10 protein-coding genes are annotated in these 12,300 nt (G+C 59.6%); 1 reads left to right on the plus strand and 9 read right to left on the minus strand.

All coding sequences use genetic code 11. From position 1 onward, the window contains the following. Nucleotides 1–248 precede the first annotated feature (248 nt). The 8 genes from A7Q26_RS16225 to A7Q26_RS16260 all read right to left on the minus strand — a co-directional run bounded on the left by A7Q26_RS16225 (nt 249) and on the right by A7Q26_RS16260 (nt 8,058). Nucleotides 249–752 (minus strand): hypothetical protein, encoded by a 504-nt coding sequence (locus A7Q26_RS16225; protein ID WP_026002165.1) that lies wholly within the window; start codon nt 750–752, stop codon nt 249–251. Between the two features lie 114 nt (nt 753–866). Next, a complete protein-coding gene (locus tag A7Q26_RS16230; protein WP_323132813.1) occupies nt 867–1,430 on the minus strand; it encodes a flavin reductase family protein in 564 nt (187 codons plus the stop codon). 165 nt (nt 1,431–1,595) lie between these two features. Beyond that, nucleotides 1,596–2,075, minus strand: a complete 480-nt coding sequence (locus tag A7Q26_RS16235) for a c-type cytochrome (RefSeq protein ID WP_017181814.1) — start codon at nt 2,073–2,075, stop codon at nt 1,596–1,598. Beyond that, nucleotides 2,072–3,541, minus strand: coding sequence for a (S)-6-hydroxynicotine oxidase NdpB (gene ndpB / locus A7Q26_RS16240; protein ID WP_037514113.1), 1,470 nt, complete (start codon nt 3,539–3,541; stop codon nt 2,072–2,074). The genes A7Q26_RS16235 and ndpB overlap by 4 nt, the downstream gene beginning before the upstream one ends. A 39-nt stretch (nt 3,542–3,580) precedes the next feature. Further along, on the minus strand, nt 3,581–4,981 hold the full coding sequence (locus A7Q26_RS16245) for an aldehyde dehydrogenase family protein (RefSeq protein ID WP_017181812.1): 1,401 nt from the start codon (nt 4,979–4,981) through the stop codon (nt 3,581–3,583). A gap of 104 nt (nt 4,982–5,085) precedes the next feature. Further along, a complete protein-coding gene (locus tag A7Q26_RS16250; protein ID WP_232313830.1) occupies nt 5,086–6,387 on the minus strand; it encodes an NAD(P)/FAD-dependent oxidoreductase in 1,302 nt (433 codons plus the stop codon). Between the two features lie 57 nt (nt 6,388–6,444). Beyond that, entirely contained in the window at nt 6,445–6,867 is a 423-nt protein-coding gene (locus A7Q26_RS16255; RefSeq protein ID WP_017181810.1) for a RidA family protein, read from the minus strand. Nucleotides 6,868–6,918: 51 nt separating this feature from the next. Then, a complete protein-coding gene (locus tag A7Q26_RS16260) occupies nt 6,919–8,058 on the minus strand; it encodes a tyramine oxidase subunit B (RefSeq protein WP_066861588.1) in 1,140 nt (379 codons plus the stop codon). Nucleotides 8,059–9,257: 1,199 nt separating this feature from the next. Between A7Q26_RS16260 and A7Q26_RS16265 the strand changes: the two genes are divergently transcribed. Beyond that, nucleotides 9,258–9,965, plus strand: coding sequence for a TetR/AcrR family transcriptional regulator (locus A7Q26_RS16265; RefSeq protein ID WP_017181808.1), 708 nt, complete (start codon nt 9,258–9,260; stop codon nt 9,963–9,965). Between the two features lie 42 nt (nt 9,966–10,007). Here A7Q26_RS16265 and ndpC read toward each other — a convergent pair whose 3' ends face one another. Further along, the gene (gene ndpC / locus A7Q26_RS16270) at nt 10,008–12,032 is read right to left on the minus strand and encodes a 6-hydroxypseudooxynicotine oxidase (protein WP_017181807.1); all 2,025 of its coding nucleotides are present in this window, start codon (nt 12,030–12,032) and stop codon (nt 10,008–10,010) included. Nucleotides 12,033–12,300 lie beyond the last annotated feature (268 nt).

The raw sequence follows: 12,300 nt of genomic DNA on the forward strand, positions 1-12,300 counted from the left end.
GTTGGCAATAGAGCGCAAGTGCCGCGACCATAATTATTCATCTGCATAAATGCAATCGCCAAACTTGAACCTGTAACATGCGTGGAAAAGGAAGCGCGAATGGACGTTCCTGGCTAACTTTGTTCGCCGATGCGGTCTGCCAGGAACTGGCCTGATTTAATAAGAATAGCCCCGGTCTTGCGCCTTCACGAAGGTGCAAGCCGGGGCAAAGTTATGCAATACCAGGAAGACTGGTGGGGAACATAAAGCTATTTTCCGAAGTCACCAGCCTGCCACATTTCGCGCACTACGCGCCAACCGAGCGGCGAACGCTTCAGCACGAAGAGCTGACGGATCGTCTCTTCCTTTTTGGTCTTGGGAGTCGGCTTGCATTTCAGCACGGCGAATACCGAAGCAAGGTCGCCCGATGCCACAAGCGAGTCTTGCACACTAAATTCGCAGCCCTTGTTTCCATTCGGACCCAGATAAGCGAACCAATCGTCAAGCGCGGTGACGGCATCTTTGATACCGCGCCTGGGAACGGCATCCCCTTCACCCGTGATGATCACGTCTTCAGCATAGAAGCGCTTGACCAACTCGGTGGTCGACAGACCATCCCGATTTGCTTTGTCCTGACTAGCGAAGAACGCGCGGAGTCCTTCCGTGATTTCCGCCTCCGAATTAGTGGTGCCCATGTCATGCGCCATGGCGCCGACTGGTGCGAGGCAAAGGGCGGATAATAGGGTCAAGCCCGCTTTGAAGTTGAGAGCCATAAGATCTCCCCGATGATGATTGGTGGATACAGTAGTTATTAGGCGTTCGGATAATAATGCCGGTTGTGCCTTTGTCAACGTGTCACCATCCTGCACAGGGACCAAAAATCTCTTCTAACCCGCAGGGCGCTTCATGGTGAAGGCGGCTGTCGAGCCGATCTCAAAATAGTCGGCGGCATAGCCGGCCCTCAACACGATCCCGGCAGAAGCGGTGTCGAACAGCCCGTCCCGCAGAAGCGTGCGATCGATGTGTACGCCGACGATCTCGCCAAGGGTCAACCAGGCCGAGGTACGGCTACCCGCGGCATCGGTCAGCCCCCTGATGTCGATCAGGCGGCACTCCAAAGCCACCGGAGTTTCCGCAACGCGCGGGCAGTCGATGATCGTGCAATCGGCCGACTTAAGGCCCGCCTCTTCAAATTCATCGATGCCCGGTGGCGCGGGTCGCGAGCTGATGTTCATCGCCTCGGCATGGCGCCGCGTGACGAGGTTGCAGGCGAAAACCCCCGTTTCGCGGATGTTGGCCAATGAGTCCTTCTCGCCGATGCTCGAGAAGCCAATGATCGGCGGCTTGTCACAGAGCATCGAGAAGAAGCTGTACGGCGCAAGATTGGCCACTCCCGCAGCCGATCGGCTCGATATCCAGCCGATCGGCCGGGGGCCAAGGATGGCGCGCAACGGATCCCGAGTCAGGCCATGTCCGGCACGAGGTTCGTAGAAATGCGTGTCGTGCATGTGCTGGTCCGTTTCGTCGGATGAGATGGGTCGCCGGTGTCGCGCGCAGTCCGACGCGCAAATCCGCTCCGGTCGGGACTTGGCCCAACGGGAGCGGAATGGCTCGCCCTATTTCGAGCCGGTGCCCGCCAGATAAGCGACCACGGCCTTTCGATCGGAACCCTTGGCCAGGCCTCCGAACGCCATGGCGGTGCCCGGATAAGCCTCCATCGGGTTCTTCAGGAAAGTGTCAAGCTTCTCGGGCGTCCAATCCCCCTCAGCCTTTGCCAAAGCCTGGGAGTATGGATAGCCTGCCGCGCCACCGATCTTGCGGCCAAGCACCCCGGCGAGGGTGGGACCGGCCGGAGACGGCGCCCCCGCCTCTGCGGAGTGGCAAACGGCGCAATTGCTGAAAACCTTCTTCCCGGCCTCGACCTCCGCAGGATTGCTCGCCAGGGCGGAATAGTCCGCCGAGGCGGCTGGTGCGGGGGCGGTGTTTCCGTCCTGCTTGTTTCCGTCGGCCGTCGGGTTCGAGCATGCAGCGAGCGCGCCGAGGCACAACGTCGCGCATGCCGTCAAACGGCGGTACCTCAACAACCGGTTGATCATTGTTGGTTTCCCTTCTCGAGCAACTGCGTCACCTCACGGCACGCACGAATACCACTTTCGACAGCGCCGTCGATATAGGCGTGCCAGCCGTCCGCCGTCCCGGAACCTGCGAAGAACATGCGGCCTTCCGGCTTCGCCATGTCCTTATACTTCTTGAACCATCCCGCCCGGTAGGCAGGCCACGCCTGCTTGGAAAACGGGTCCTTGACCCAGTTATAGGGTGCGATGTCGGTGATCTCCGCAGTCGGATGGATCTTGCGCAGTTCGGCGTTGACGGCGTCCTGGTCGTTGATGTCGAGGAGGGATTGGCGGCCAAGGGTCGCCTTCAGGATCGTACCCACCGTGTCGTCAGACTCCTCGGTCTGGATGGCGTTCAGGGGATTGGGATCGTCGCAGAAGGCGAAGGTGTTGCCGATATTCTGCTTGATGCGCATATACATCGTCGCGCCGTCGCAGATGTCCCCGTTCTTGATGAATGCGCGCTTCTCTGCGGAGAGGCCCGGCTTGAATTCTATGTCCGGATAGACCTGGGTCGGCAACGTGAAAAGCACCGCTTTCGCCTCGACCGTCTGTCCATCGGCAGTACGCAGCGTGACGCCTGTCGCGGTGGTCTCCACCTGCTTGACTACGGTGCCGAGCCTGACGTCGGCCTTGCTGTCGTCGAGGATCGCTTTCGCGAGTGCGGCAGTGCCGCCGTTGGCGATGTGCCAGTGCTTTTCTGAGTCTGTGAAGGTATATGGATCCCAGGCCGCGAGTGCGGCCAGCTTCACGAAGCTCATGGCGCTGAACGTGTTTGTGGGGGATCCCGCGTAGAGCACCAGCTCCGCGTTCAGCGACGCGCGCTGGATAGGGTCAAGGTCGAGCTTTGCCATCCTCGCGGCGCCTGAAATCTCGTCCAGCTTGGCAACCTCCGGGTTGGCGAAGGGCGAGAAGGGTTGCGGGAAAAGGGTCCTGGCGCCTTCGCAGAACTTCTTGAACGCGTCGTCGTAGCCAGCGTCAAAACGTGCCGGTGGCACATCGTGCACCTTGCCATCGGCAGTCATCACATAGGCCTTGTCCAGGTTGCGCAGCGGCACTTCCTGGAAGCCGAAGCCGTAACGCTGCATCTCGGCGAAGACATGCGGCTGTAACCAGTGCACCGACGAGCCGCCCAATTCGATCTGGCGACCAAGGAATTTACTTGTGAAGGTACGGCCACCAATGCGCGGACGCGCTTCGAGGACCACTACTCGCCAACCCTGGGCAGCCAGTTCGCGGGCGGCGGTGACACCGGCGTAACCAGCACCAACGACCACGACATCGTAGGGACCTTCGTCCTTGCCGTCACGCGCTTCCCGGTTCGGGTTTTCCTTGGCGCAGCTGACCAGCGCGATTGAGCCCGCAGCCGCGGCGCCGAATTTCATCAGCGATCGCCGATCCAAGTGTCGATCGTCCATTGGCTCGTCATTGTCCTGATGCGTAGTCATGCTGCTCCTCTTTGGCTTCCGGTGCCGCTATCGCGAATGCTATCCTGCGGCATTGATCACTTGTAATCGGGTGTATTCGTACACCCCCTCAATCCCGCCTTCCGAACCAAGACCGGACTGCTTTACGCCCCCAAACGGGATATCGGGATGGATGGCGATGTGCTGGTTGATCCAAACGCTGCCCGCCGTGATGCCGCGAGCAAGCTGCCGCGCGCGATCGATGTCCCGCGTCCAGATGGAGGCGCCCAATCCAAAAGCGCCCTCGTTGGCACGCGCGATCGCGTCCGCCTCATCCGTAAAGCGCAGTAGCGGCACGACGGGGCCGAATTGTTCGTCGGTAACCAGCGGAGCCTGATCGTCGAGATCGGCAATGATGGTCGGCTCGATGAAAAAGCCTGGTCGATTGGCGACGTGGCCGCCGGTCAGTACCGTGCCGGATGCTGCTGCCTCTTCGATCATGCCGCGCACCTTGTCGAACTGCATGCGGTTCTGAACAGGCCCGAGCGTTACGCCGTCCTCGTCGCCAGCCCCCATCCTGATTTCGCGTGTGGCGGTCACGAACCGCTCCCTGAAATCATCATATATCTGGTCGGCGACATAGAGGCGCTTGGGCGCTGCGCATACCTGGCCGGCATTGAGGAAGGCGGTGGCAGCGAGGCCCCGGGCCGCCGCCTCGACATTAGCATCCGCCAGCACGATGGCGGGATCGTTGCCGCCTAGTTCGAGAGTAACGCGCTTCATATCGTCCGCAGCGCTTCTCAGAACGGCCTTGCCGGTGTTCGTGGAGCCGGTGAACGAAACCTTGGCGATGTCCGGGTGCCCGGCCAGGCGCGCACCAAGGTCGTTGTTGTCAGCAACGATATTGAACACGCCACGGGGGAAAATGTCGGCGGCCAGACGGCCCAGTTCCAGGGTTGTCAGAGGCGTGGTCGCCGCAGGTTTGAGGACGATCGTGTTTCCGGTAATGAGAGCGGGCGCATATTTGTTGCTCGCCAGGATCATCGGGAAATTCCACGGCGTAATACCGGCCACGACACCAAGCGGGCGGCGCTCGACCTCATAATCGCCCGTGGGGTGGGTTCGCGTCTCGGCCTTCAGCTCGACATTCGCATAGAAACGGATGCCGCGGATCGTTGCCTCGACCTCGAAACGGGCTTCGCCATAGGGTTTGCCCTGCTCCCTGATAAGGAGGTGCGTAAAGCTATCCGTCTCGTTTTCGAGGCGCTGCGCGAACTCCAGCAGGCACGCACGGCGCGTTTCCCAAGGTGCCGCCGCCCATGCCGGGAACGCACGCGCCGCAGATGCGACCGCTTCGTCGATCTGCGCCCCATCGGCGGCGTGGGCCTGGGCGAACGGTTCGCCCGTCGAAGGATCTATGACCGGGATGATGCGCGCACCATCCACCAGCTGACCATCTATGAGCATTTTGTAGGCGTTCATTGCGGCTCCTGTCCTCTCGATAGTGGGTCCAACAAGTGGTCTTTATGATCTTCGGCCTGATTTTGCGGAAGCCGACCCGCTAATCGTTTCGGATGGACCGATTGCTAAGATGCTGCGAACCGCCCGAACCGATAAGGTGACGGATCTATTATGGGGTCGGCGCCCGTTATCAGGTCGGCCGCCAGTTCACCCGCCGTAGGCGAGGTTCCGAAGCCATGACCTGAAAAGCCCGTGCAGACGGTCAGCCCGGGGATGCTGCTCACGTGATCGATGACTGGCGTTGAGTCCGGGGTGACATCCACGGTTCCTGCCCACGTCTGGACGATTTCGGCCTGCTCGAATACGGGCCAGGCTGCGCTCAGAGCAGCGAAAGCTTCACCGATTGCGCGTTGATCGATCGCCGGATCTTTTGTTCGGACACGCTCAAAGGGTGAACGGGCATCAGGTTTCCAGCGGCGAGGAAGGGCCAGATCCTGAAAGAATTCGCGCCCGATCGACACTCGAAGATACCGCCCTTGGGTCTTCAGGGAGGAAATATATCGTTGGCCGATCAAGAGATGGTCAAGCGTGATCGGCGCCTTTACGGCACTGCGCTGGGTTACGATAAAGCCGCCATCCGCATGTTTCCGAAAGGAAAAGTCCGGCCCTCCCACGGCAATCTCGGTCGGCCCCTCCATCGGAGCGGTGCGGGCCACCGACACAGTAAGCGGCAAAGTCGGAAGATCGACGCCCAGATTACCCAGGAAGCGCCGCGACCACAGGCCGCCCGCCAGCAAAACGGCATCGCTGCGGATCTCGCCATGCTCTGTCACTGCACCCGTGACACGACTGCCAGAAAGGACGAGCGAGCGCACCGCACAGTTTTCGAGTATGATCGCCCCCTTGGCGCGTGCGGCGCGCGCGATCGCGTAGGCGGCTAGCGAGGGCTCGGCACGCCCGTCCGACGGCGTATAGATGCCCCCAGCCCAGTCGCCGCGTCCGCCAGGAACGAGGTGATCGATATCCCGCAGGGTGAGCAGACGAGAATCCAGATCGCACTGCTCGACGGATTGTAGCCATTTCTCGTGGACATGCATTTCCGCCTCGCTTTTAGCGAGAAAGAGAATGCCGGCCTGCCGATAGCCTACATCGGAACCGACCCGCTCTGCCAATCCAGCCCAAAGCCGGTCTGAAGCGGCAGCCAGCGGCACGTCGGCCGGAGCGCGACTGGTCTTGCGAATCCAGCCCTGGTTACGGGACGACTGCTCCCCCGCTACCGACCCCTTTTCCAGGACAACCACCTGAACACCGCGCTCGCTGAGCGTGAGCGCCGCTGTCAGCCCAACGATCCCACCCCCGATAATGACCACGGAAGCGGATCGCGGAAGCCTGTCGCTAGTTGTTATGGATGCGGTTGGCGATTCCACCTGGCTATCCTTCATACATATATATACCCGCCGCCGATGGAGCGACGACGACGTGGGTCAGATCGACAGTCGTCGGGTTTCCACCTTACCCTTCGAAGCGCCCCGGAATGCGGTCACTTCGATCTCGACCTTGTACACGTTCGAACTAAGTGGAGGACACGTCAATGTCATCGCCGGATCGACGCCGCGGAAACGTTCCCCTACCTTGGCCATGACCGCTGGTACGTCGGCCGGGTCCTGGATGAAAATGCGGGACGCAACCACGTCGCCAAGGCTTGCTCCGACCTCGCCAAGCGCGCGCTCGATGTTGGCTATCACCTGTTCGGTCTGTTGGGTGACATCGTCCGGTATCTCCTGCGTTTGAGGATTGCGGCCCGCGGTGTTGGAAACGAATATCAAGTTATCGACCGCTACCAGTCGCGAATAGCTCGCCAGATCCTCATATCTTGAGCCTGTCTTGAGTTTTACGACATTAACCATTTGTCCTCCGACTAAGTAGCGCGGCCGATCTGGCCGAATACGGATTATGCATCAGCGCAGAACGGGCGTTTCCCAAAGGTTCAGGGTTTGCCCGATGTTGCGTTCGATGGCGTTTCGATAGATGATTGTGCCCCAGGCGACGTCCTCAACCGGCATTCCGCCTACCGACATGATGATGATCTCCTCATCATTCGTCCGGCCCGGCGCCTCTCCAGCGACGATGCGACCCAAATCCTCGAGATCCTCTTTGGCCATTCGGCCTTCGGCGATCATGTCCATGAACTTTACGCCAATGACGGGCACCACATTGTGTGCAGGCTTTGGCAATTCTTCAAACCAGGCTTCATAGAGACCAGTATTGTCCACGACCTTACGAACTTCCGGAGCTTCCATGTCACTGTCGATCTCACAGCTGGATGGCATAGCCAGGAAAGCGCCGGGCTTGACCCATTCACGTTTGACAAGAGGATAGGTCGATGGGTCGCCGGACAGACCGGTGTTGCAGTAGGTGACGATGTCGGATTCGCGAACCGCCGCCTCGATCGTATCGACCACCTCGATGTTCGCGATCTGGGGCATGTCGGATTTGAGCCAGGCGAGGAAGCTATCGATACTGGATTTGCCGCGCCCTTTGATCTTGATCGCGTCGATGTCGGGACAAACGGCGCACAGAGCCATGAGCGTGGTCTTACCCATGACGCCGGGGCCGACAAGGCCGACCACTTTGGAGTCCCGACGCGCCAGATGGCGAGCCCCGACGCCGGGAATGGCGCCGGTCCTGTACGCTGACAGGAGATTGGCGGACATGAAGGCAAGAGGCGCACCCGTGTCTGCGTCATTGAGCACGAACATCAGGATAGACCGCGGCAGGCCTTTCTCACGATTTTCAACGTTCGATCCATACCATTTGACGCCGGCTGTACGGAAGCGACCGCCAAGATAGGCGGGCATGGCCATGAAGCGGCGGTCGGCAGTCGCCTTCGGCATGTCGGGGAAAGGAGACTCCTTTGGAAACAACACCATCGCGCCATGGGAGTCATTATTGGCACCCGCCATGCGATAGTCGCCGTGCCACAAGAGCCCGAACATCTCCTCCATCGTATCGACGCAGGTCGGCATGTCGGTCACACCCGCTGCGATCATGTCGCTCTCGGATAAATAAACAAAATCTATCTTTGCCGGGCTGGCCATTGAATCTTCTCTCCAGAATATTCTTCAAGTCAATAATAAAAAGATCGGGTCGTCGTCGGTTTGAACAGTGTCCCTGCGTCGGTTCTCCGAGCCGGTATCTACCCGGCCAGACTGCTTCTCCACGCTCGATCGCCGGATACTGCGAACATGCCTTTAGTCCTATATTAAGAGAGCCTGGCTTTCCGTGCCGATCAAATCTGCTCAGCTGATTTTCGACCAGACGGGCTCCACATATGCGCTGAGCTTTCCCGGGTAAGTTCATCCGAACGATGTTATTTCAGGCAGGGATATCTCGCGCTAGACTCTCTCAGATTTCCGGATTAATTCTACAGATGCAAAATTATTGGTCAAGTCAAGAAAGGCGGCTCTGCTCGGTCGAAAGGGCAGGGCGCATATACCTCGTTTCGAGCGGTTTGTTTTTGTTGTCGTAGGGCTTTCCTGGGCGGATAGTCGATGCGTCGTTTCGGCGATCATCTGGAGCCATGCGCGAGGGGCGAAGGAGATCGACGGATGCTGAGCGAAGGCCAGTTGATCGATCGCAAGTGCAGATTTCTACCGTTATTTACGCCACTCGATGCCTCCGACTGCTTCGCAATGGGGCCATGGCGGCCACCTTGCTCCGTGCATCACGCCCGGCTTACTGCCCAGGTCGCCTCAAGGTCGAGCACTACCACGACATGATATCCTGCCGGTTGCGCGCAACAAAATCGAGAATATAACGTTGGCGGCTCGGGCTAAACGGCGAGATAGTAAAGAGTTTCATCTTGTAATATTGCAGGTGTAGAATTAACGCGCGTCTGGGCAGCATAGGAGGTGGCGGTTGAAGGCCCATCGCATCGGAAAGACCGTAGCGAGTTGGAATGTGACGACGAGGGCGGGAACAGCTGCTGCACGCCGCAGCCGCGAAACGATACCGACCGGGCGTCGTGCGTTAGCTTCGGCGCGAGTGCGCCCGCCGCTGCCCACCTTCCTCGTCGGTCGTTACAACATCAATGCTATGGTTCTGGCGGCGTATGCGCACATGCTACCCCACCTGTCCATTCCAACAATGGACAGGCAAATTGACCATCGGCGAAATCGCGGAGATATTATTCAGTGACTGGACGTGACGTTATCCAAGGACGTGGACGAGCTCGGCTTCTCGCAAGCCTGGTACTTGCCCATGCGATTCAGAAATCTTGATGTTGGAAGCGGTGAGAATGGAAGCTGAAGCGCAGGCCGCGGCCGCTCCGGAAAAAAAGACGGAAGCTACAGAAAGGCGGCGTAAGCCTGGTCGGCCAAGGAAGGACGGCAACCATCGCGAGACGATCCTCAACAAGGCGGAGATCGCCTTCGCAGAAGGGGGCTATGCGGGCATCAGCATCCGCGATATCGCCGAGCGGGCGGGCGTTAACCAGGGGTTGATCCGCTATTATTTCGAGAGCAAGCAGCAGCTGTTCGATGAGGTTTATCGTCGTCGCGGCGGATTGTTGTCCGGACGCCGTCACGTTCTGCTGGATCAGCTTCTTGAAGGAGGAAAACCGTTAACGGTCAAGGCGATCGTCCGCGCTTATCTTCAACCACAATGGGATCTGAAGTACAGCGGAGAGGCGGGGTCCGCCTTCGTGCGCCTTCAGGCCCGTCTGCACGCCGAGCCGGAAGAGCATGCGCTGAGACTGCGGCGGGAGGTCTACGACGCCTCAGTCAAGCGGTATGTCGATGCGCTGGCGAAGGTGCTCCCCGACATTCCCAAGAGAACCATCGGCCTGCGCATGGCGTTTCTCGTGGGGACATATCTCTTCATGCTGAACGATCTCGGCCGCATTGAGGACCTGACTGAAGGTAAGATCAGGCATATTTCCAAGGACGAGATGCTCGACCATATGGTCGAGTTTCTCGCTGCGGGCATCCAGGCGGCCGTGCCATAAGCGAACGCTGGCCGGGCATATAGACCAGCCAGCGTTCCGAGCTCATCCGGTTGGAGTCAACTCGCCGAACCGGATTCCCGCCTTTCTGCCATCGTAAGTAGCCTGCGCGATTTGGCCAGCGCCGAGGCAGTCTCCGACCCGATCGACCGAGCGGATGAGGCCCGCCCCGCGCTTCGCGACTAGCTCCTGATAGAGTTCATCGTCAGAGATCTGGCCGGTAACCAGGACAACTGTGTCCGCGTCGATGCGGCTTTCTGCCCCGTCAAGCAGGCGGCTGGCGGTCACCGAACCTTCGTCGATCGATGTGATCATTGTGCCGACCACGATCGCGATCCCGGCTTCATTCATTGAATTGATGACGTGCACGAGTTCCAATGTGTTGTGCGTCCAGGGGGAAGGATCGCTGGCCGTCGTTACATAGGTCACCTTGCAACCCGCCTTGGCAAGGCGGTCGGCTATAACGGCCGCCATATAATAATAGTCCTCGTCGTAGACGACAACGCTGCCGCCACTCGGCACATTGTCGTTGAGGATGTCCTCCGCGCAAAGCACATGGGGAAGGTCGTGCCCCGTGATGGGCTCGTCGTGATGGCGTCCCACGCCTTCGCCGCGCCATTTGGCGCCCGTCGCAATGATGATGTGGTCGGCCCCGAAACCCACGATATCGTCTGCGTTGAGCGGACTTTCGAGATACATGTTGACGTTCGGCATCGTCTGTAGCTGACTGACGCGGTAATCCACCACGCGACCCCAGGCACTCAGCCGCGGCATCCTCCGCTCGCGTACGAGGCGGCCGCCCCATTCGCTGCCCGCGTCCGCGATAGATACCTGATATCCACGCTTGGCAAGCGTGTGGGCTGCCTCCAAGCCAGCCGGGCCGCCGCCCACTACGAGTATAGATGCGTCGGGGTCGTGCGCCTCCGGCACATTCTCAGGATGCCAGCCGTTCACATGCTCCTCGCCTGCGGAGGGGTTCTGCGTGCAACGGATTCTGGAATAGGTCATCACCTCAGCGGTGCAGGCGTTGCAGCCGATACATTCCCGGATGTCGTCGTGACGGCCCGTGTCGATCTTGTTCGGGAGGAAAGGGTCAGCTATCGAAGGGCGCGCGGCCCCGATGAGATCAAGCACTCCGCGCTTGATCTGACTTACCATCGCATCAGGCGAGGTGAAGCGGCCGACGCCAACAACCGGCTTGTTGGTGACCTTTTTCACAAAATCGATGAACGGCTCCTGCTGGCCCTCCTCAAAGAACCGACTGCTGCCGCTATCCCAGGCCCAATCGCTGACGTTCACGTCCCACAGGTCAGGCACATCGGCAAGCGCCTCCACCACACGGCGACCATCCTCGAGTGCGGTGATGTTCGAAGGCCGACGCCGATCCTCGACAGCGAAGCGAACGGCGACGGCACAGGTGTCCCCCACCGCGTCCTTCACGTCGGAAAGCGTCTCCCGGAGCAAGCGGACGCGATTCTCAAATACGCCGCCATATTCGTCGGTGCGCTTGTTCGTCCTGGTATCCAGAAAGTCCTGCAGCAGCGACAGGTTGTGCGCGCAGTAGACGTAAATGATATCGAAGCCGGCCTTGCGGGCACGCAGCGCCGCGTCCCGATACCACTGGCGGAAGTTTGTGATGTCCTGCCTGTCGATGGTTCGCGCCGAGATGGGATTGATGAAATAATGTGGGAACTTGCCGGTGGGTGAAAGCGGATGTTCGCGATGGTTGATGGCAGGGCCGGAGGCACCCGCATGCGCGAGCTCTATACCTGCGAGCGCGCCATACTCCTTCACGGCTGCGACCACGCGTGATAGCGGCTCGATATATTTGTCGTTGTACATCCGCGGATCAGGCAAAGGTGCGTGGTCCGAGGTTTCGTGGATCATCGTCTCCTCAAGACAGACAACGCCCCAGCCACCCTCGGCCCTGGCTTTCCGGAACGCAATCATCTCATCCAGGGCGGGCATGCCCATCGCGGTGGCGTGCGGCACAACATAGAACCGGTTCTTCGTTCTTACAGGGCCGATCTGCAGCGGTTCGAAGAGAATATCGTATCGAGGGTCGCGCATTTGTTACTCCACGTTATCACGCAGTCAGTTTTCGGAATGACGGGAAGACGCCGCCGCGCATCCATCTCGTCCAGAGCCGGATGGATGCGCGGGACCATAGTGCCAACGGCGTGAAGTCGCATATGGAAAGCGGCCAAAAAAGGGGCAATCACACAGCTAAGGGCATAGATGAGTTGAAAGGCGGGCCTGTTGCTTCCACGCTGATGTGGACGCAAAGATGTACCGACATAAGCGATCGATCAAGGGCCGATCTATAGTTCTCAACCTA

Origin of the sequence: Sphingobium sp. TCM1, assembly GCF_001650725.1 — a bacterium.
GTDB lineage: Bacteria > Pseudomonadota > Alphaproteobacteria > Sphingomonadales > Sphingomonadaceae > Sphingobium.

Coding starts and splice junctions, on each gene's coding strand:
- A7Q26_RS16225 (WP_026002165.1), bottom strand. CDS start 752: ATGGCTCTCAACTTCAAAGCGGGCTTGACCCTATTATCCGCCCTTTGC.
- A7Q26_RS16235 (WP_017181814.1), bottom strand. CDS start 2,075: ATGATCAACCGGTTGTTGAGGTACCGCCGTTTGACGGCATGCGCGACG.
- ndpB (WP_037514113.1), bottom strand. CDS start 3,541: ATGACTACGCATCAGGACAATGACGAGCCAATGGACGATCGACACTTG.
- A7Q26_RS16245 (WP_017181812.1), bottom strand. CDS start 4,981: ATGAACGCCTACAAAATGCTCATAGATGGTCAGCTGGTGGATGGTGCG.
- A7Q26_RS16255 (WP_017181810.1), bottom strand. CDS start 6,867: ATGGTTAATGTCGTAAAACTCAAGACAGGCTCAAGATATGAGGATCTG.
- A7Q26_RS16260 (WP_066861588.1), bottom strand. CDS start 8,058: ATGGCCAGCCCGGCAAAGATAGATTTTGTTTATTTATCCGAGAGCGAC.
- A7Q26_RS16265 (WP_017181808.1), top strand. CDS start 9,258: ATGGAAGCTGAAGCGCAGGCCGCGGCCGCTCCGGAAAAAAAGACGGAA.
- ndpC (WP_017181807.1), bottom strand. CDS start 12,032: ATGCGCGACCCTCGATACGATATTCTCTTCGAACCGCTGCAGATCGGC.